Here is a 19,962-nt window from a genome sequence, read left to right on the forward strand (position 1 = left end):
ATCACCACGAAAGGACCCTCGATGAGCAACTACCTCGAACGTGCCCTCACCGGCCTGCGCACTATCGGCATCAATCTTTTTCAACCTGTTCAGGATGCACCGGTACTTGTGTTGCTGGACCGGGTAGCTCAGTACGACACGACCAAGGTCACCTCCATCGCTTCCGTGCTGCAGCAGTCGACCGCCTTCAACAGCATGGTCCGCGAGCAGATCGAGGGCATGGATATTTCCACGCGTTTCATGGACATTACCCAGAGCTTCACCTCAATCCGCGAAGACGCTGCGGCGATGGCCGGCTGGATGGACGACGGTCGCCTCGACAGCATGGAAAAGCTCAAGCTGAGCTGGATGAACCTGCGCCGCGGTTCCATCCCTGATCGATTCAACGACATTCGTGAAAATTACTTGCAAGTATGTAAATCGGCCAACGACCAGATCGCCCGGGAATCCGTAATTCTGGAGGCGTACATGGACTTTCGCATGGCCATGAAAGCGGCTGAGGTCGACGCCCAGCAAGTCCTCTCCCTGGCCGGCAAAACCTTGGAGCAATGCACTCACTCGTTGAATGACGCCAACGCGCAAGTGGCTGCAGCCGAGACACAGGAGCCGGCCCAACGTGCCGCCCTGGAACTGCAACGCGACGAAGCCGTGCGCGCTCTGCAGGACGAAGACAAGCGCTACCAGATCGTCAAGGACATCGCTGACGACCTCAAGGTCGGATACAACACCGCAGAGATGGTCTTTGCCCGGATCAACCAGGTGCATGTGATCAAGGAACGCCAGTATCAGCGCATGGTTTCGTTCTTCTCCACCAACGAAGTGGTGTTGACCGGCCTTGCCGTTTCCTTCACCAGCAACAGCGGTCTGGCCGAAGCCACCCACACGTTGAACGCGACCACCGAAGGTATCAGCAAAGGCCTCGAAGCCTTGGGCGCAACCGGTAATCAGCAACTGGAAGCGGCGGTCAAAGCCAGCTACGGTTCAACCCTCAAGGTCGACTCGGTACGCGCCTTGGCCGATGCGACCCTGAGCTTTCAGACAGACATGCACGGCCTGACCGAAACCTACCGGACTGAATCGAGCAACGCAGCCCGCGATATCGCCGATGCCGTTGAAGAGGCCAAGCGTAAATTTGCGGCATTGCTGAGCAAAGCTGCCTGAGGGGCACTCTCGAGGTGTGATTGAGCGGTTCTTCGAGCGAACCAGGTAGGCGCCGAGATCAAGTTCCAGGCATAAAAACCCGCATCACTGCGGGTTTTTCATAGACTTGCACGATATCGTGCCCTGGGTGCTACAGGCAGTGCACGTTTTGAGATTTAGTAGTTCGCTGGCGTGTTTGCGCTGATGATTTCCGCTTCATCCTGGCCAATATTCCGAAACCGATGCGGCCATCAAGGACGACGGTCTGCGCAATCAGTGCAAGTCATTGGCGCCCTAGTTGAATAGCGCACCGACAGCGGCGTGATAAAGGTGACAGATCTATTTATCTGTCACCTTTTTTGTTTGCAACTGCCACAGGATAGCGTTCGTGTTGAATCAGAAGTTCGCCGGCGTGTTGGCACTGATAATTTCCGCTTCATCCTGGCCAATATTGCGAAACTTGTGCGGCAACGTCGTCGGAAAGTAATACCCATCCCCAGCATTCAGCACACTGATCTGCCCATCAACCGTCAACTCAACTGTCCCCCGCGTAACCAGCCCACACTCCTCCCCTTCCGAATGCACAATCGGCTCTTCCCCGGAACTGGCGCCCGGCGCGTATTGCTCGCGCAACAGCCGCATCTGCCGACTCGGCACCGATGCGCCGATCAGCAGCAACCGCAGGCCATGACGCCCAAGATCCGGCTGTTCATTGGCGCGGAATACGTATTGGTGCTCGCGGGGCGGTTGGTCGAAGGTGAAGAAGTCCGCCAAAGACATGGGAATGCCTTCGAGCAGTTTTTTCAGGGAGCTGACGGAGGGACTGACGCGATTTTGTTCGATCAGGGAGATGGTGGCATTGGTGACGCCGCTACGCCGGGCCAGCTCGCGCTGGGAGAGTTTGTAGCTTTCGCGTACTAATTTGAGTCTTGAGCCCGTGTCCATGACAGCCTTATGCGAAGAATACTTAAGGGTTATGGGGGTGGATGGCGGGCGACTTTTGGCCGCGAAAGTACCGCTTCCCTGTCCCGGAAATGTGAAAGGCGGGTATTAAATCACGTTTGGTGGTGTTGCTCAGCAGGTTCGATGAATGGGTGGGTGAAAAGGTTGATTGGGCCTGAAATCATGGGGGTTGGTTGGGTTGATGGTGGCTGGTAGGGCCCCATCGCGAGCAAGCTCGCTCCCACAGTTGGTCCCCGGGTGTACAGAAATCTGGAGTACACCACATCTCCCCTGTGGGAGTGAGCCTGCTCGCGATGGCGGTGGGTCAGGCGACATTGATGGCGACTGATCGGGCCTTATCGCGAGCAGGCTCACTCCTACAGGGGTTGTGCCGGGGTTAGATGCCGAAGCGATCGCGCAGCGCGTAGTACGCGGCGCCCATGGCGGTGAGCGGGGCCTGGAAGGTGCGGCCGCCGAGCATTGGCATGTGCGGGAGCGATGCGAAAGCATCGAAGCGTTCGGCGTCGCCGCGGATCATTTCCGAGATCAGTTTGCCAGCCAGGTGCGAGCAGGTGACGCCGTGGCCGCTGTAGCCTTGCATGTAGTAGGCGTTTTTTTCGATGCGGCCGAATTGCGGCATGCGTGACATGGTCAGCAGGAAGTTGCCGGTCCAGCGGTAGTCGATCTTCACGTCCTTGAGTTGCGGGAAGGTCTTGAGGATTTTCGGGCGGATCAGTTGTTCGATGTCGTCCGGTTCCCGCGCGCCGTAGACCACGCCGCCGCCGTACAACAGGCGGTTGTCGGCGGTCAGGCGGTAGTAGTCGAGCAGGTAGTTGCAGTCTTCGACGCAGTAGTTGTTTTTGATCAGGCTGCGCGCAACCTTCTCGGACAACGGTTCGGTGACGACGATCTGCGAGCCGCACGGCATGCTTTTGCTGGTCACGCGATTGTCGAGGCCCTGCGGCAGGTAGGCGTTGCCGGCGATCAGCAGGTATTTGGCGCGGACCACGCCTTTGGCGGTGCGCACGGTGATCGGTTCGCCGTAGGTGATTTCCACCGCCGCCGATTGTTCGTAGATCTTGCCGCCCAGGCCGATGATGGCCGAGGCTTCGCCGAGGGCCAGGTTCAGCGGGTGAATGTGGCCGCCCTGCATGTCGAGCAGGCCGCCGACGTAGGCGTCGGAACCGACTTCACGCTTGATGTCAGCGGTGTCGAGCATTTTCAGGTTCTTGTTGCCGTAGCGCTCCCAGCTCTTCTTCTGCTCGGCCAGGCCTTTGAGTTGCTTCTTGTTCATCGCGGCGAAGATGCCGCCCGGCTTGTAGTCGCACTGGATGTCGTAGTGCTGTATGCGCTGACGGATGATGTCGGCGCCTTCGAAGATCATGCTGCCGAGGACTTCGGCGGTCTTGTCGCCGTAGCGATCCTCGATCACATCGACGTCGCGGCTGTAGGAGTTGACCAGTTGACCGCCGTTGCGACCGCTGGCGCCGAAGCCGACTTTGGCGGCTTCGAGGACGGTCACGCTGTAGCCCGCTTCCGCGAGGAACAAGGCCGAGGACAAGCCGGTATAGCCAGCGCCGATGACGCAGACGTCGCATTCCACCAGTTCTTCAAGCACTGGGAATTCGCCGGTGAAGTTGCGGGTGGCGGCGTAGTAGCTGTTTACATGTGTGGTGTGTTTCATACGTTTCTCCGATGGCCGCAGGCTGACCTGCGACCGTCGCTTTTTTTATAGGTATTAGAGCTTGATCCAGGTCGCTTTGAGTTCGGTGTATTTGTCGAACGCATGCAGCGATTTGTCCCGACCGTTACCCGACTGCTTGTAGCCACCGAACGGTGCGGTCATGTCGCCGCCGTCGTACTGGTTGACCCAGACGCTGCCAGCGCGCAAACCGCGAGCGAAGGTGTGGGCCTTGCTCAGGTTGCTGGTCCAGACACCGGCGGCCAGGCCGAAGATGCTGTCGTTGGCAATCGCCAGCGCTTCATCGAAGGTGTCGAAGGTAATCAGCGACAGCACCGGGCCGAAGATTTCTTCCCGGGCGATGGTCATGGCGTTGGTCACGCCGTCGAAAATCGCCGGTTCCACGTACAGGCCACCGGTGTCTTCAAGGGTGCGGCTGCCGCCCGCGATCAGTTGCGCGCCCTGGTCTTTACCGACCTGGATGTAGCGCAAGACGTTTTCCAATTGACGCTGATCGACGACCGCACCGACCGTGGTTTCCGGGTCCAGCGCATGCCCCGGCTTCCACGCTTGCAGTGCTTCCACCAGCAGCGGAATGAACTGCTCACGAATCGAACGCTCGACCAGCAAGCGCGAACCGGCGGTGCAGACTTCGCCCTGGTTGAAGGCGATGGCACCGGCCGCCGCTTGTGCTGCCGCGCGCAAATCCGGCGCGTCGGCAAACACCACGTTCGGGCTCTTCCCCCCTGCTTCGAGCCAGACGCGTTTCATGTTGCTTTGCCCGGCGTAGATAAGCAGTTGCTTGGCAATCGCGGTCGAGCCGGTGAAGGCCAGCACGTCGACGTCCATGTGCAACGCCAGCGCCTTGCCGACGGTGTGACCGTAGCCCGGCAGGACGTTGAACACGCCTTTCGGGATGCCGGCATCCAGCGCCAGTTGCGCAATGCGAATGGCCGTGAGCGGCGACTTTTCCGATGGCTTGAGGATGAACGAGTTGCCCGCAGCCAAGGCCGGGGCGAACTTCCAGCTGGCCATGATCAACGGGAAGTTCCACGGCACGATGGCAGCGACGACGCCCGCAGGTTCGCGGGTGATGAGGCCGAGTTGGTCGTGCGGGGTGGCGGCGACTTCGTCGTAGATCTTGTCGATGGCTTCGGCGCTCCAGCGGATCGCGTTGGCGGTCGCCGGGATGTCGATGTTCATCGAATCGTTGATCGGTTTGCCCATGTCGAGGGTTTCGAGCAGGGCCAGTTCTTCCTGGTTGGCCAGGATCAAATCGGCGAAACGAATCAGGGTGCGCTTGCGCTCGGCCGGGGCGAGGTTGGCCCAGATGCCGGACTCGAAGGTGCGGCGCGCGACGGCGACGGCGGCATTGGCGTCGGCTTCGTCGGTGCTGGCGACGTTGGCCAGGAAGCGACCGTCGACCGGGCTCATGCATTCAAAGCTGTCGCCACTGAGTGCCGGGCAATATTGACCGTCGATGAATGCGCGGCCTTCGATGGTGAGGGACTGGAAGCGTTGCTCCCAATCGCTGCGAGTGTTTGTCATGGTTGTGACTCGACGCAGGGGAATAAGTGATCGTCAGAAGACCGGTAAACCGCGGTCACTGTGGGAGCGAGCTTGCTCGCGATGGCGCCAGGACATTCAACATTGATGTTGCTGATCCACCGCTATCGCGAGCAAGCTCGCTCCCACAGGGGTTTGGTGGTGTACGCGGATAGTGCGTACACCATCAGGCCCATCAAACGGTGTGCAGGTACCAGTTGTACTCAAGGTCGGAGATGGAGTTCTCGAACTCGGCCAGCTCGCTTTCCTTGCACGCCACGAACACGTCGATGTACAGCGGGTCGATGTAGCGCGCCATGACTTCGCTGTCGTCCAGCTCGCGCAATGCATCGCGCAGGTTGTTCGGCAGGCTTTGCTCGTTCTGCTCGTAGCTGTTGCCCTCGACCGGGGCGCCCGGTTCGATCTCGTTGGTCAAGCCGTGGTGAATACCGGCAAGAACCGAGGCCATCAGCAGGTACGGGTTGGCGTCGGCACCGGCTACGCGATGTTCGATGCGCACCGAATCCGGCGAACCGGTTGGCACACGCACCGCCACGGTACGGTTGTCGATGCCCCAGCTCGGCGAGTTCGGCACGTAGAACTGTGCGCCGAAACGACGGTACGAGTTGACGTTCGGGCACAGGAACGCCATCTGCGCCGGCAGGGTCTCGAGCACACCGCCGATCGCGTGTCGCAGCGCGGCGTTCTGCTCGGGATCCTCGCTGGCAAAGATGTTGTTGCCTTCTTTGTCGAGAATCGAAATGTGCACGTGCAAACCGTTGCCCGCTTGGCCCGGGTAAGGCTTGGCCATAAACGTGGTGTCCATCTCGTGGTCGTAGGCGATGTTCTTCACCAGACGCTTGAGCAACACCGCGTAGTCGCAGGCCTTGATCGGGTCGTTGACGTGATGCAGGTTCACTTCGAATTGCGCCGGGGCGCTTTCCTTGACGATGGCGTCAGCAGGAATGCCCTGCTCTTTCGCGCCTTCAAGGATGTCTTGCAGGCAATCGACGTATTCGTCGAGGTCGTCGATCAGATACACCTGGGTCGACACCGGACGCTTGCCCGATACCGGCGAACGCGGCGATTGCGGACGGCCGTTCACGTTGTCCTGGTCGATCAGATAGAACTCGAGTTCGAAGGCTGCGCAGATGGTCAGGCCCAGGTCATCGAACTTGCGCACGATATTGGCCAACACTTCTCGCGGGTCGGCAAAGAACGGCTGGCCTTCGAGTTCGTGCATGGTCATCAGCAACTGAGCGGTTGGGCGTTTCTGCCACGGCTCAATGCTCAGGGTACCGGGGATAGGGAAGCAGATTCGATCCGAGTCGCCGATGTCCAGACCCAGGCCGGTGCTTTCCACCGTGGAACCGTTGATGTCCAGGGCAAACAGAGACGCCGGGAGGTTAATGCCTTTTTCGTAAACCTTATGAAGACTGGTGCGCTCGATGCGCTTGCCGCGCACCACACCGTTCATATCCGCAATCAGAAGGTCGACGTACAAAACCTCAGGATATTTCTTAAGGAATGCGTTTGCTTCGTTGAGTTGAACGGCACGCAGAGGGACCGACATGATGCACCTATTAGCTGTTAATTATTATGTTCACTGCCTTGTTGCGAGCTCAGTCAACCCGAACGGCAAAGTGAAGTCAATAGCGAACACTTGACCTTTCAACCTTTATTTTCGGGCCTTTTTTGGGGACGAGAGTGCCACATCGGTCTTGCACACCGCGTAAATCCTCAGGATCGGACGTACGGCGTTTAGAATTTTTTACATGAGAGTTGTTAATTAAAATCAACAAGGCTAAGCTCCGGAAAAGCTCGTTCAAGTGTGAAACTTCGAGGTGATAAAAATGGCATTCAAGCCATTGATCGGCGTTACAGCGTGCGTCAAACAGATTGGCCTGCACCCCTACCACGTCAGCGGCGACAAGTACTTGCGTGCTGTCAGCGTCGCGGCTCTGGGGCTGCCCGTCATCATTCCTTCCCTGGGCGAACAGACTGAAATCGAGGATGTGCTGGCACACCTTGACGGCCTGTTGCTGACCGGCTCCCCTTCGAATGTGGAACCTTTCCACTATCAAGGCCCGGCCAGCGCTCCCGGCACGGATCACGATCCGGCGCGGGACGCCACGACCCTTCCTTTATTGCGTGCGGCTATTGCGGCTGGCGTGCCGGTGCTGGGCATCTGCCGCGGCTTCCAGGAAATGAACGTGGCATTCGGCGGCAGCCTGCATCAGAAGGTGCATGAACTGCCCGGGATGCTCGATCACCGCGAAGCGGACAGTCCTGAACTGGCGGTGCAATACGCCCCGGCCCATGCGGTGACGGTGCAACCGGGCGGCGTGTTCGAGGCGCTGGAGTTGCCCGCCGAGTTCATGGTCAATTCGATTCACAGCCAGGGCATCGACCGCCTCGCCCCCGGCCTGCGTGCCGAAGCGATTGCGCCGGACGGTTTGATCGAAGCGATTTCGGTGGAACACAGCCCCACCTTCGCCGTCGGCGTGCAATGGCACCCGGAATGGCAGGTGCTTTCCAATCCTCCTTATTTGAGTATTTTCCAGGCGTTCGGCGATGCGTGCCGGCGACGGGCCGCGCTGCGTAAATCACGCTGACGCCAAACACAATTGATCCATTTACTGCCCCCGTGAGTCAGGCGGGCGCGTCTTTGCGCGCCCGACACTCGCGACAACAACACACTGCGATAACAACAAGTACTACCAGGCAGCCAGGACGGCGGCGCCGAATTAGCCCGCTCAGTGGGGCCAGAGAGTCAAAGGCAAATCCCTGTGGGAGCGAGCTTGCTCGCGATGAGGGCGGCCCAGTCAACATTGATGTCGACTGACACACCGCCATCGCGAGCAAGCTCGCTCCCACAGGGGATCACTGCTGGATTCACTGGCTTCACCGGGATTGGGCTTGCAATCAACTATTAAGTCAGGCCGCGTTGGCCCGACGACTGAAACCTGTTGGGAGTTTCACATGGCAAACGCCTCCAGCACTTACAGGAAGGCTCTTGAAGGTCAGCAGACATCGAAAAAGGTGTTGCTGAAAGTCGACCGCGTCACCAAGAAGTTCGACGAAACCTGCGCAGTAGACGATGTCTCGCTTGAGATTCATCAAGGCGAAATCTTCGCTCTGCTCGGCGGTTCCGGTTCCGGCAAATCGACCCTGCTGCGCATGCTCGCAGGCTTCGAGCGCCCGACCGATGGGCGGATTTTCCTCGATGGCGTGGACATCACTGACATGCCGCCTTACGAGCGGCCGATCAACATGATGTTCCAGTCGTACGCCTTGTTCCCGCACATGACTGTGGCGCAGAACATTGCCTTCGGCCTCAAGCAGGACCGTTTGCCGGCCAGCGAAATCGACGCCCGCGTCGAAGAGATGCTGCGCCTGGTGCACATGACCCAATACGCCAAACGCAAACCCCATCAGTTGTCCGGCGGTCAGCGTCAGCGTGTCGCCCTCGCCCGCTCCCTGGCCAAGCGTCCGAAGCTGTTGCTGCTCGACGAACCGATGGGCGCGCTGGATAAAAAGCTGCGTTCGCAGATGCAACTCGAACTGGTCGAGATCATCGAACGCGTCGGCGTGACCTGCGTGATGGTGACCCACGATCAGGAAGAGGCCATGACCATGGCCCAACGCATCGCGATCATGCACCTGGGCTGGATTGCCCAGATCGGCAGCCCGGTCGACATTTATGAAGCGCCGGTCAGCCGCATGGTCTGCGAATTCATCGGCAACGTGAACGCCTTCGACGGCACCGTGGTGGAAGACCTGGAAGGTCACGCGATCATTCACAGCCCGGACCTGGAACAGAAGATCTACGTCGGTCACGGCGTCAGCACCTCGGTGCAGGACAAGTCGATCACCTACGCCATCCGCCCGGAAAAAATGCTGGTCAGCACCGTCAAGCCGGACACTCGCTACAACTGGTCCCAGGGCAAAGTGCATGACATCGCCTACCTCGGCGGTCACTCGGTGTTTTACGTGGAATTGCCTGGTGGCAAGGTCGTGCAGTCGTTCATGGCCAACGCCGAACGCCGTGGCGCCCGTCCGACCTGGGACGACAAAGTCTATGTGTGGTGGGAAGACGACAGCGGCGTGGTACTGCGCTCATGAAAACACTCAATCAGCAGTTCATGCGGCTGATGCCGAGTGGTCGAAAGCTCGTCATCGGGATTCCATTCCTGTGGCTGTGCCTGTTTTTCCTGTTGCCGTTCTTCCTGGTGATGAAGATCAGCTTCTCGGAAGCGGCCCTGGCCATTCCTCCTTACTCTGAGATTTACACCTACGCCGAGCAGAAATTCCAGCTGCTGTTGAACATCGGCAACTACGCGTTGCTGACCGACGATGAGCTGTACATCTCGGCCTACCTCGGTTCGTTGAAGGTCGCGTTTTTCAGCACACTGATGTGCCTGGTGATCGGTTTCCCGATGGCCTATGCGATCACCAAAGCGAGCAAGGAAGCGCAAAACGTCTTGCTGCTGTTGATCATGATGCCGACCTGGACCGCGATCCTGATCCGCGTTTATGCGTGGATGGGCATTCTCAGCAACAACGGTTTGCTCAACGCGTTCTTGATGTGGACCGGGCTGACCGATCACCCGATCGAGATCCTCAACACCAACACGGCGGTGTACATCGGTGTGGTTTACGCCTACCTGCCGTTCATGGTGTTGCCGCTGTACGCCAACCTGGTCAAGCACGATCAGAGCTTGCTGGAAGCGGGTTCGGACCTGGGTTCGAGCAACTTCAACAACTTCTGGAAAATCACCGTGCCGCTGGCCAAGAACGGAATCATCGCCGGCTGCATGCTGGTGTTCATTCCGGTGGTCGGTGAGTTCGTGATTCCGGAACTGCTGGGCGGCCCGGAAACCCTGATGATCGGCCGTGTGCTGTGGCAAGAGTTCTTCAACAACCGCGACTGGCCGGTGGCATCTGCCCTGGCGGTGGTGATGCTGTTGATCCTGATTGTGCCGATTCTGCTGTTCAACCGCAGTCAGGCCAAAGAGATGGAGGCACGGGGATGAAACGCTTCGGATTTTCAAAGTTCATGCTGATTTTCGGCTTGTCGTTTATCTACCTGCCGATGTTGATTCTGGTGATCTACTCCTTCAACGCTTCCAAACTGGTGACGGTGTGGGGCGGCTGGTCGATCAAGTGGTATGTCGGCCTGGCTGACAACACCCAACTGATGGGCTCGGTGGTGCGCTCGCTGGAAATCGCCTGCTACACCGCGATTGCCGCTGTGGCGCTGGGCACGTTGGCGGCCTTCGTGCTGACCCGCGTGACGCGCTTCAAGGGCCGCACGCTGTTCGGTGGCCTGGTGACGGCGCCGTTGGTGATGCCGGAAGTGATCACCGGCCTGTCGCTGTTGCTGCTGTTCGTGGCGATGGCGCAGTTGATCGGCTGGCCGCAGGAACGCGGGTTGGTGACGATCTGGATTGCCCACACCACCTTCTGCGCCGCCTATGTGGCGGTGGTGGTCTCCGCCCGTCTTCGTGAGCTGGACCTGTCCATCGAAGAAGCGGCCATGGACCTGGGGGCGAAGCCGTTCAAGGTGTTTTTCCTGATCACCATTCCGATGATCGCGCCGTCTCTGGCGGCCGGCGGCATGATGTCGTTTGCCTTGTCGCTGGATGACCTGGTGCTGGCGAGCTTCGTGTCGGGCCCGGGTTCGACGACCCTGCCGATGGAAGTGTTCTCGGCGGTACGTCTGGGCGTGAAGCCTGAGATCAACGCCGTGGCCAGCCTGATTCTGCTCGCCGTCTCGATCGTAACGTTCATGGTCTGGTTCTTCAGCCGTCGCGCCGAAGCCACCCGTAAACGGGCGATCCAGGAAGCAATGGACCAGACCGCCAGCGAATCCTGGCAGCAACCTGAAAAGCAATTGGTAGAAGCGACGGCCTAGGCCGTCGCGTTTCAAACGCTTTGCGTAATGTGAATAAAAAGAATGGAGTTGTACCGATGAAAATGTTTGGCAGGACTCTGCTGACACTGTCCTTATTGGGCGCAATGGCTACGGGCGCCCAGGCCAATGACAAGGTACTGCGCGTCTACAACTGGTCGGATTACATCGCCCCGGACACCGTCAAGAAATTCGAAGACGAGACCGGCATCCGCGTGACCTACGATGTGTTCGACAGTAACGAAACCCTTGAGGCACGCCTGCTCGCGGGCAAATCCGGCTACGACATCGTGGTGCCGTCCAACAGTTTCCTGGCCAAGCAGATCAAGGCCGGTGTCTATCAGACGCTGGACAAGTCGAAGCTGACGAACTGGAAAAACCTCAACCCGGTCCTGTTGAAGAACGCCTCCGCCAGCGACCCGGACAACGGTCACGCCTTCCCGTACATGTGGGGCTCGATCGGCATTGGTTTCAACCCGGAAAAGGTCAAGGAAGTGCTCGGCACGAACGCGCCGACCAACTCCTGGGACTTGCTGTTCAAACCGGAGAACGCGCAAAAGCTCAAAGCCTGCGGGATCAGTTTCCTCGACTCGCCGACCGAGATGCTGCCGGCCGCCCTGCACTACCTGGGCTATCCGGTGAACTCTCAGGACAAAGGCCAGATCGCCGAAGCTGAAGCGCTGTTCATGAAGATTCGGCCGTCGGTGGCGTACTTCCATTCGTCGAAATACATCTCCGACCTGGCCAACGGCAACATCTGCGTCGCGGTCGGTTACTCCGGCGACGTGCTGCAGGCCAAGGCCCGCGCCCAGGAAGCAGGCGACAAGGTGAAGATCGACTACAGCATTCCCAAGGAAGGGGCCGGCAGTTTTTACGACATGGTCGCCATCCCTCGGGATGCGGCGAACGTCGAGAATGCCTACCTGTTCATGAATTTCCTGATGCGCCCGGACATCATCGCCGAGATCACCAACAACATTGGCTACAGCAATGCCAACGCAGCCGCGACCCCGTTGGTGGATGAGGCGATTCGCGATGATCCGGGGTCGTATCCGTCGCAGGAAGTGATGGCGACGCTGTATGCGATTCCGGACATGCCGATTGGTGTTCAACGAGTAATGACCCGAGGCTGGACGCGGGTGAAGCTCGGTAAGTGATTCACCACTGATCCACTGATCCACTGATTGCTGACCATCTGATCGTTCCCACGCTCCGCGTGGGAACGATCAAGCGGTCAGTGGCAACTTTTTCCGTTCACGCAGCGCCTTACCACCGCTGCACTCCTGTCAAGAACGGCCTCACCTGGCTTCCTCTCGGTTCAGGTGAATTTGGGCGCCCTCCTCGGGCGCCTTTTTTTATGGGGGCGCGAGCGGCCATTGCGCCAGTGCCCGATACCGGCCCTTATGGGATTCGAACAGCGTGAAACAATCGGCCCGCAGAAAAAACTCGGGCGGCGTCGCGGATTCAGGCACCGGCACCCGATAGTCACGCATCAACGTCAGGTGCGGTCGAAACTCCTTGGGCGAATCCTCGAAGCCAAACGGCAACATCGCCTGTTCCAGGCCGTAAACCAGTCGCAGCAACTCCGGTGATGCCTGCTCTGGCGCCAGCACCAACACCCCGGCCCTGCGCCAGACATCCAGCCGATCCAGCGCCACCTTCAAGGGCACGCCGGGCACACGAACCTTTGAAGCCGCCGCGCAGATCTCGGCAATGTGCGCCACCTCGACAGCGCCCAAAAACATCAACGTCAGGTGGAAGTTTTCCGCTGGCACCGGGCGACCGTTGCGAAGCTGTAGCGCACTGCGCCACTGGGCGATGGACTTGCGTTGGGCCGGCGCACAATCCAAGGCGAAAAACAGCCGTTTCAGCGGTTCATGGGATTCGTCGCTCATACCTGGCACCTCCTGACAGGCAAGTTATAGTTCAAGCAACCGAATCATTGGAGGGGGCCATGCGACAGATCATCAGCAAAGAGCCATGGTGGGCCGTGCCGCCGAAACCCGGCCAGGATGAAGCCGAGCTGGAATGGGGCTGGCTGGTGCATTACAGCGAAGGCGAGCCGCGTTTCGAATTCGTCAGGGAGCGACCGACGGACAATGAAATCCGCAATCGCAAGAGTTGCAGGATCACCCCGACGCCGGAATGACCCTGCCGTGACCATCAGGCTTTAACGATTATTTCGAAACCACCAAAGATCAACCGCTGACCATCGAACGGCATCGGATTGGTGTCGGGCTGCATGCGCGGATCGTTCATGAGTTTGTCCATGCCGGCATTGCGGGTGGCCTTGTCCGGCCAGACGATCCAGGAAAACACCACGGTTTCGTCCTCCTTGAGTTTCACCGCCATGGGGAACGAGGTCACCTTGCCATCGGGCACGTCATCGCCCCAGCACTCGGTGACGCTGAGCGCACCGCTTTCCTTGAAAATCGCGGCGGCGGTTTCGGCATGTTTCTTGAATTTTTCGCGGTTGGCGGTCGGTACGGCCGCGACAAAACCATCGACGTAAGACATGGTTATTCTCCTGCGGGGGGTTGAGGTTCGATCTGCTGGTTAGTCGATTCCGGCGCACTCCATTCGACAGCCCCAGGGCCCGAGCTGACCGACGGTACATCGGCACTGCCTGCCAGACTGCCCTCAATCTGCCCCGCCATGTACAACGTGCCGGCCATCACGCCGGTCGTCGGGTTCTGCACCATCTTCAACCAGGCCTTATCGAACGTGTTGCCCAGGCTGCTGCGAATCAGCGCCTCGCTGTCCGGCCGGTCGTTGGCCTGAAGCATCGCGCGTATCCCCGCCACCCCCACGGTAATCAATCCTCCCGCCAGTTTACCGGCCGCCGCCGCCACTGCACTGGCAGCGCCGCGCGGGGCCATTTCGGCTTCCATTCGCTGGCTGGCGCGTTTGGCCACGGGTGCCATCGCGGTGTCGGTCGACCCGACACCTTTGCTCCCGCCTGCCTTGTGGATCTTGTCGATGAGCGCTGCGTAGGCCGGCAAGGTGTTCAGCGGTTGTGTATGCACCACCTGGTACAGCGAAGCATTCCGGGCCGGCGGCGGGCCCAGGGCGATGGCGGGGATTTTCTGGATTCGGGCGTTGAGCTGGTCCATCGGCACGCCGTGGCGCTTGGAAGTTTTCTGCAGCTCTTCCTGAAGGATGTCGACGTAGAACGCCGTGGCCTGGGCAAGAATCGCGTCGGGATCGATCTCCACGGCGACCGGTGCCAACACGCGTTCCTGATATTGCTCAAGCAGGTAGTCCGCCAGGCGCTTGGCCGAGGCATCCTGCTCACCCTTTGCGCTGAGGGTGTACCAGCTGACCTTCAATGACAGCCATTCCTGGGTCCAATAGCTGCTGAACCAAGGGATGAAGTTTTCTTCGGTCAGTTCGTAAACCCGGGTTCGCCAGTATTCCATGGCGCCGCGCGAGTAGATTTTGGTCTGTTCGGTGGCGGACTGGGAGGCAGCGACAATTTCGCGATCCACTTGGCGCCAGGTGCTCTCGGACACCACCACAACCGGCTCCACCACCGGGGCACGCGTAGACGTGGCGCATCCCGCCAACACCACCATCACGGCGACGATCAGCGAACGCAGGTTCAAGATCGCGGTTTCCTAAAGTGATCACCGAACGGTATGTCCGGCGCTCAAATGCCTATTTATTTTGAGTATAGGTGCGGGGGTTTGTTCGCTTTGGATTGATTGTTGTCTTCCAGGCCGCCTTCGCGAGCAAGCTCGCTCCCACAGGGATCAGCGTCGTTCGCAAAACTGTGTTTCACCGCAGATCCCTGTGGGAGCGGGCTTGCCCGCGAAGGCGGCCTGGAAGACACCATCATCTTCATCGATATTCACCATCGCGATGATTGCCTTCCGCTAAAAAACCGCTTGGCGCACGATCAACCCATCCAAAGGCGAAACCCCACATCGGAGGGGAAAACCATGTTGATCCATCTGCTGACCTGCCTGGCCCTGACGGCCGTTACGCTGACTGCTTTTTCATACTTTGTCCTGGCCGAGGAGCGCACCTCATGATCCACTCCGTCAATCTCGCCGTGAGTTTCCCGGTGTTCGGCAACAACTACTATTCGCAAACATCCGTCTCTCGCAAAACGCTGTCACTGGTGTTCGACGAGGGCTTCGAGGCGCTGCTGATACCGGCAGCCGCCAACCACTTCAACAACGAAGTGATCGGCCTGAACGATCAGTTCCGGTTTCTGAGCGATGTGCTGGCTGATCACCTGCTGGAGATCGAAATGGCCCGGAACGCGCCTCGGTCTTCGCGTCAGGTCACCTTCTAAGAGGCGACGGGCCGGCGCACGGCCCTAACCTTGCCGCTCTTGCCGCCGCCACAGAAAAACTGCTCCGCGCCATCGGACTCCAGTCCCGACACGCCGACGCCTGGCGGCATCATCACGCTTTCCAGCACCTCGCCGGTTTTCGGATCGATACGCCGCAATTCACTTTCCTCCTCTTCCCATGTGCCGTGCCACAGCGCGCCTTCAACCCAGGTCACGCCGGTGACAAAGCGGTTGGATTCGAGCGTGCGCAGCACTTTGCCGGTAGCGGGGTCGATTTGATGAATCTTGCGATCGCGATATTCGCCGACCCAAAGCGTCCCTTCTGCCCAGGTCAGGCCCGAGTCGCCTCCGCCGCCCGGCGCCGGAATCGTCGCGAGCACGCGGCCGGTCTGCGGGTCGATCTTGTGGATGCGATCCTCGGCGATCTGATACAGGTGTTGGCCGTCGAATGCCGTGCCAGCATGGGCAGCGACATCGATCGAGCGCAGCGCCTGCCCGCTTGCCGGGTCGAATGCGTTGAGTTTTTCTCCAGAGGCAAACCAGACGTTGTGGCCGTCATAAGACACGCCATGCACGTGGTCGACGCCCGGAAACGGGCCGTATTCGCGGATGATTTCAGCTGCTGAGTGTTTCATGTCTGCTTCCTCGTCACAGGGGTGGTGAGGTGGATCCTAATCACCCGGCGCCCAAGGGGTGAGTAACAAAGTCGTCGCGAATCCCGGCATCGGCGGCGTCAACCAGCGCCGGGTTCTCCCACGACCAAACGATTGCACCTTGCCAGACACCGCCAGCGCATCGAGGGCGCGCTGCACGGTGCGCTGGCTGGTGTTCAGCGCCAGGGCGAGCGCCGAGCTGGACCACGACTCGCCGTCGGCAAGAAAGGCCAGCAGCGCCGCTTGCGGTTCTTCGACCGGTCTGGCCAGCACCGCAACGTCGTCGGCAACCTGTGGCTGCAGCGCGAATCCACGCTTGGTCGCGGTGACACCCGCCAGCGGCTTGAGCGCCGCGCGCAGCCGGCCGATTTCCACCCGCAGCCGTGCGCGATGCGACTCGTCCGAGAGCTTCAAGCGAAAGGCCTGGGTGATGAGTGTTTCCCTCGCCACCTCGCCGGGCCAGGCCTCGGCCAATGCCCGTGCGAGGGTGAACAACACCGGGCGCGTGGCGAGGGACACCGACATCCCGGCGCCTCGCACAACGTAACGGCACGCATCGACCACCAGTGACGTTGATCCGAGCAGTGCTTCAACGTCGTCGAGCAACAAGGGTCGTTCCTGATCACGGGCAATCAATCGCGCCACCGGGCTGTTCAACAGATGGACAGCATTTTCGACCTCGGCGGTCAGTGCAGGAATACCAGCCAGGAGCGCGGCGCGTTCGGCCCGTTCAAGCGCAGATCGGGCCTTCGTCGTCTCGAGCCGGCGCATCGCGATCCCTGCCACCACCAGTTCATGGGCGGCGCGCAATGCAGGCGGTAATGGCGCCGGATCAAGCTCGGCGAGCAACGCTTCGACCTCGTCCAGTTGCCCGATCAACAACAAGCGGCGAATCTGCAGATAGCGCGCGTGGGCAGCGTTGACCCAATCGCCATGGGCTTGCAGCGTCACTCGTGCCGCTTCGAGCGCTTTCACCGGCCAGCCCAGATCCCGTGAAGCCAGGGCGATTTCGGCCTCGGCCACCACACACCGCGCGCGGGCCATCGGCTCTTTCGGACCGAAGGCGCGGGCGGCACGCCGGACCAAATCCTTTGCCCGAACAAACTCGCCCAAATGCGCCATGGCAATACCGCGCAGTGCCAGCGCCGGGGCGTCCTCGCGCAACGCAATGCGGTTCAATGCGCCAAGCGGATCACCCGCCGCGAGTGCGTGCGCTGCTGCGGTGATCAGCGAGTCCATTTGAATTGCGCCACAGGTGCCACTCCCACGGTTCGATGCCCGTTGATGAGTCTATCTCACGCCCAACAGCCCGCCGGATTGAGATTCTTATGGGTGCGAGGATCAGCGCGCACGTTTGCCTTCCTGCACCCATTCGCGCGGACTGACACCGGTTTTACGCCGAAAGGCCCGGGCTAGCGCCGAAGGGCTTTCATAGCCGACTTCATCGGCGATCAGCGCGATGGACTTGCCTTCACGCAAGCGTTTCTGCGCCAGACTGATGCGCCAGCTCACCAGATAATCCACCGGCGTCTGCCCCACCACCAGGCGAAAATGTTCGGCAAAACTAGCCCGGGACATGTTCGCCGCCGCTGACAATTCGGCCACGGTCCAGGCCTTGGCGGGTGTGTCGTGCATCAGGCTCATGGGGCGCGCCAGACGTGGATCGGCCAGGCCGGCCATCATCCCTGGGCTTTGCTCGCGGTTGCTCAGAATATGCCGCAGCAGCTGAATCACCAGCAGTTCGAACAACCGGTCCATCATCGCTTCGCGACCGCAGGTGCCGCCAAAGGCTTCGTTGAACAGCCAGTCCAGCGTCCCGGCCAGCATCGGCACGCTGTCGAGGCCCAGCACCAGGTAATCCGGAAGCGCCGCCGCCAGGGCATTGCCCGACCCGCCGTCAAAGGCCAGCGAAGCGCACACCAGTTGCGTACCCGAGGCTTCATGGGCAAACAAGCGATGGCGGTATGGGCGCGGGAAAAAAATCAAGGTCGGCTGCTCGAGCCGAACCTCGCGGTCATCGGCCAGTCTCAGCGTCAGTTCCCCCGCTTGAAGCAGATGCAGGTGGCCGGTGGCCTGTTCGCCGTCAAACGCCGCAGCCCCGCAAAAATGCCCGCTGTGGAAGGTGCCGGCACTGACACCGAAATGCGTAAGCAAAGTGGATAAGCGATCCATGGAACAACTCCCCGCGACTTATTTGGACGATCTGTCGCATATCCTCGACGATTTGCACCCTAAAGGCCAGCCTCGCCTCCTAACATGGACCCCGTACCCAGCGCACACCGCGCTTGAATCTACGGAGTCTCACCATGAGCCGCATCACTGCCCTGAACCTTGAAAACGCCACTGAAGCCACTCGCCCGCTGCTGGAAGGTGTGCAAAAGAAAATCGGCTTTTTGCCCAATGTCTTCAAGACACTGGCCCTCGCACCCGCCGTGCTGTCGGCCTATCTGCAACAGTCCGTGGCGCTGGGCAAGACGTCCCTGAGTGCGACTGAAAAGGAAGCGATGTTTCTCGCCACCTCGCAGGTCAACGGCTGCGACTACTGCCTGGCGGCGCACACGCTGTTCGCCGGCAAGGCCGGGCTGTCCGCGCAGGACATCCTCAGCGCACGACAGGGTCAACTCAATGCCTTTGCCGCGCTGGCCCGACAAATCACCGAAAGCCGTGGCCACTTGAGCAACGAGCAGATTGAAGCGGCGCGCGCCGCCGGTATCGACGACGCCAAGATCATCGAGGTGGTCGCCCACGTCGCATCGCAGACCCTGACCAACTACTTGAACAACCTGGCCCTGACCGACATCGATTTCCCGGCTATCGACGCCTGATTGCCACTTATAACTTGAGGAGTGCACACCATGACCACTGTGACGCTTTACACCACTGACACCTGCCCCTATTGCCGCAATGCCAAGGCGCTGCTGGCGAACAAAGGCATCGCCACCGAGGAAATCAACGTTCAATCGGACCCAAGCAAATTCAAGGAAATGCTCGACCGCAGCGGTCGACGCAGCGTGCCGCAGATTTTCATCGGCGACACCCATGTCGGTGGTTTCGACGACCTGGCCAAACTGGACCGGCAAGGAGGCCTGCTGTCGATGCTGGCCTGAACCCCAAATGAAAATGCCCTTTCGACTTGGCACGCCGTTCATCCCCCATGAACGTCGTGCCAAGTCGTTTTGCCACTACTTCAATAAAATTCTGCAAGGTTGTACGATGACCGACGAGTCGCCCATCCAATAACAACAAGGAAACACCCATGACAAAAGTCAAAGTGCTGATCGGTTTTCTCTGCCTCTTCAGCGGCTACGTGGCCGCAGCGCCTGCAACGGGAGAGAAGGACGTTGCCGACGCCGTGGACCATCTGACCCAAGCCATGCTGCACAAGAACATCCCCCAACTGAAAGCGCTGACCGCCGAAAACCTGACCTACGGCCATTCCAGCGGCAAGGTCCAGGACAAGCAGGCCTTCATCGACGACATCGAAACCGGCAAAAGTGCCTTCAAAACCCTCGAAATGCAAAACCAGACCATCACCGTCTCGGGTGACGTCGCGTTGGTACGCCACCACTTCTCGGCCCAAGCGATCAAGGGCACCGAGCTGGTCCCGACCGAAATCGAAAACTTTCAGATCTGGCAGAAGAAGAACGGCCATTGGTTGCTGGTAGGCCGCCAAGCCTTCCGCATCTGAACAAAAAAATCCCGGTTCACTTAAGAAGGCGTTTCATCGTTCCGACGCTCCGCGTGGGAATGCCGCCAGGGACGCTCTGCGTTCCGCTGTCGACACCAG

At 59.8% G+C, this 19,962-nt stretch carries 21 protein-coding genes; 11 read left to right on the forward strand and 10 right to left on the reverse strand.

Annotated features, from left to right (window positions below; translation table 11 throughout):
* Positions 1 to 21 precede the first annotated feature (21 nt).
* On the forward strand, positions 22 to 1,161 hold the full coding sequence (locus tag QRN31_RS29530; protein WP_285436335.1) for a merozoite surface protein 3b: 1,140 nt from the start codon (positions 22 to 24) through the stop codon (positions 1,159 to 1,161).
* Positions 1,162 to 1,536: 375 nt separating this feature from the next.
* On the opposite strand, the gene QRN31_RS29540 is transcribed toward QRN31_RS29530, so the two are convergent.
* From QRN31_RS29540 to QRN31_RS29555, 4 genes are all read right to left on the reverse strand, one after another.
* Complete coding sequence (locus tag QRN31_RS29540; protein ID WP_007946335.1) at positions 1,537 to 2,085, reverse strand: cupin domain-containing protein; 549 nt, start codon at positions 2,083 to 2,085, stop codon at positions 1,537 to 1,539.
* 394 nt (positions 2,086 to 2,479) lie between these two features.
* A complete protein-coding gene (locus QRN31_RS29545; RefSeq protein WP_285436338.1) occupies positions 2,480 to 3,766 on the reverse strand; it encodes an NAD(P)/FAD-dependent oxidoreductase in 1,287 nt (428 codons plus the stop codon).
* Between the two features lie 54 nt (positions 3,767 to 3,820).
* Complete coding sequence (locus QRN31_RS29550) at positions 3,821 to 5,311, reverse strand: aldehyde dehydrogenase (protein ID WP_285436339.1); 1,491 nt, start codon at positions 5,309 to 5,311, stop codon at positions 3,821 to 3,823.
* 193 nt (positions 5,312 to 5,504) lie between these two features.
* The gene (locus tag QRN31_RS29555) at positions 5,505 to 6,881 is read right to left on the reverse strand and encodes a glutamine synthetase family protein (protein WP_222586061.1); all 1,377 of its coding nucleotides are present in this window, start codon (positions 6,879 to 6,881) and stop codon (positions 5,505 to 5,507) included.
* A 280-nt stretch (positions 6,882 to 7,161) separates the two neighbouring features.
* Between QRN31_RS29555 and QRN31_RS29560 the strand changes: the two genes are divergently transcribed.
* From QRN31_RS29560 to QRN31_RS29580, 5 genes are all read left to right on the forward strand, one after another.
* Positions 7,162 to 7,923 (forward strand): gamma-glutamyl-gamma-aminobutyrate hydrolase family protein, encoded by a 762-nt coding sequence (locus tag QRN31_RS29560; protein WP_285436340.1) that lies wholly within the window; start codon positions 7,162 to 7,164, stop codon positions 7,921 to 7,923.
* Between the two features lie 367 nt (positions 7,924 to 8,290).
* Positions 8,291 to 9,433, forward strand: coding sequence for a polyamine ABC transporter ATP-binding protein (gene potA / locus QRN31_RS29565; protein ID WP_285436341.1), 1,143 nt, complete (start codon positions 8,291 to 8,293; stop codon positions 9,431 to 9,433).
* A 29-nt stretch (positions 9,434 to 9,462) separates the two neighbouring features.
* A complete protein-coding gene (locus QRN31_RS29570) occupies positions 9,463 to 10,344 on the forward strand; it encodes an ABC transporter permease subunit (protein ID WP_285436354.1) in 882 nt (293 codons plus the stop codon).
* Positions 10,341 to 11,225 (forward strand): ABC transporter permease subunit, encoded by an 885-nt coding sequence (locus QRN31_RS29575; protein ID WP_285436342.1) that lies wholly within the window; start codon positions 10,341 to 10,343, stop codon positions 11,223 to 11,225. Before QRN31_RS29570 ends, QRN31_RS29575 begins: the two co-directional genes overlap by 4 nt.
* A 56-nt stretch (positions 11,226 to 11,281) precedes the next feature.
* The gene (locus tag QRN31_RS29580) at positions 11,282 to 12,379 is read left to right on the forward strand and encodes a polyamine ABC transporter substrate-binding protein (protein ID WP_259154306.1); all 1,098 of its coding nucleotides are present in this window, start codon (positions 11,282 to 11,284) and stop codon (positions 12,377 to 12,379) included.
* 198 nt (positions 12,380 to 12,577) lie between these two features.
* Here the strand turns inward: QRN31_RS29580 and thpR are convergent, their stop codons facing one another.
* Positions 12,578 to 13,117 (reverse strand): RNA 2',3'-cyclic phosphodiesterase, encoded by a 540-nt coding sequence (thpR, locus tag QRN31_RS29585; RefSeq protein WP_285436343.1) that lies wholly within the window; start codon positions 13,115 to 13,117, stop codon positions 12,578 to 12,580.
* A gap of 59 nt (positions 13,118 to 13,176) precedes the next feature.
* On the opposite strand from thpR, the gene QRN31_RS29590 reads away from it, so the two are divergent.
* Positions 13,177 to 13,371, forward strand: coding sequence for a hypothetical protein (locus QRN31_RS29590; RefSeq protein ID WP_222586056.1), 195 nt, complete (start codon positions 13,177 to 13,179; stop codon positions 13,369 to 13,371).
* Between the two features lie 14 nt (positions 13,372 to 13,385).
* On the opposite strand, the gene QRN31_RS29595 is transcribed toward QRN31_RS29590, so the two are convergent.
* The gene (locus tag QRN31_RS29595) at positions 13,386 to 13,739 is read right to left on the reverse strand and encodes a DUF1428 domain-containing protein (RefSeq protein WP_208667833.1); all 354 of its coding nucleotides are present in this window, start codon (positions 13,737 to 13,739) and stop codon (positions 13,386 to 13,388) included.
* 2 nt (positions 13,740 to 13,741) lie between these two features.
* Positions 13,742 to 14,827: a hypothetical protein gene (locus QRN31_RS29600; RefSeq protein ID WP_285436344.1), complete on the reverse strand. Its 1,086-nt coding sequence runs from the start codon at positions 14,825 to 14,827 to the stop codon at positions 13,742 to 13,744.
* 425 nt (positions 14,828 to 15,252) lie between these two features.
* Between QRN31_RS29600 and QRN31_RS29605 the strand changes: the two genes are divergently transcribed.
* Entirely contained in the window at positions 15,253 to 15,522 is a 270-nt protein-coding gene (locus tag QRN31_RS29605) for a hypothetical protein (protein ID WP_285436345.1), read from the forward strand.
* On the opposite strand, the gene QRN31_RS29610 is transcribed toward QRN31_RS29605, so the two are convergent.
* The 3 genes from QRN31_RS29610 to QRN31_RS29620 form a co-directional block, all read right to left on the reverse strand.
* On the reverse strand, positions 15,519 to 16,157 hold the full coding sequence (locus tag QRN31_RS29610; protein WP_222586053.1) for a Vgb family protein: 639 nt from the start codon (positions 16,155 to 16,157) through the stop codon (positions 15,519 to 15,521). The two genes, QRN31_RS29605 and QRN31_RS29610, sit on opposite strands and share 4 nt — an antisense overlap.
* Positions 16,158 to 16,193: 36 nt before the next feature.
* On the reverse strand, positions 16,194 to 17,414 hold the full coding sequence (locus QRN31_RS29615; protein ID WP_285436346.1) for a helix-turn-helix domain-containing protein: 1,221 nt from the start codon (positions 17,412 to 17,414) through the stop codon (positions 16,194 to 16,196).
* A gap of 102 nt (positions 17,415 to 17,516) precedes the next feature.
* Complete coding sequence (locus tag QRN31_RS29620; protein ID WP_285436347.1) at positions 17,517 to 18,347, reverse strand: AraC family transcriptional regulator; 831 nt, start codon at positions 18,345 to 18,347, stop codon at positions 17,517 to 17,519.
* A gap of 134 nt (positions 18,348 to 18,481) precedes the next feature.
* Here QRN31_RS29620 and QRN31_RS29625 point away from each other — a divergent pair, with 134 nt between their 5' ends.
* From QRN31_RS29625 to QRN31_RS29635, 3 genes are all read left to right on the forward strand, one after another.
* A complete protein-coding gene (locus tag QRN31_RS29625) occupies positions 18,482 to 19,000 on the forward strand; it encodes a carboxymuconolactone decarboxylase family protein (RefSeq protein WP_285436348.1) in 519 nt (172 codons plus the stop codon).
* Positions 19,001 to 19,030: 30 nt separating this feature from the next.
* Complete coding sequence (grxC, locus tag QRN31_RS29630) at positions 19,031 to 19,282, forward strand: glutaredoxin 3 (protein ID WP_285436349.1); 252 nt, start codon at positions 19,031 to 19,033, stop codon at positions 19,280 to 19,282.
* A 149-nt stretch (positions 19,283 to 19,431) separates the two neighbouring features.
* Complete coding sequence (locus tag QRN31_RS29635) at positions 19,432 to 19,863, forward strand: nuclear transport factor 2 family protein (protein ID WP_285436350.1); 432 nt, start codon at positions 19,432 to 19,434, stop codon at positions 19,861 to 19,863.
* Positions 19,864 to 19,962 lie beyond the last annotated feature (99 nt).

Source organism: Pseudomonas sp. fls2-241-R2A-110, from assembly GCF_030209165.1.
Classification (GTDB): Bacteria; Pseudomonadota; Gammaproteobacteria; order Pseudomonadales; family Pseudomonadaceae; genus Aquipseudomonas.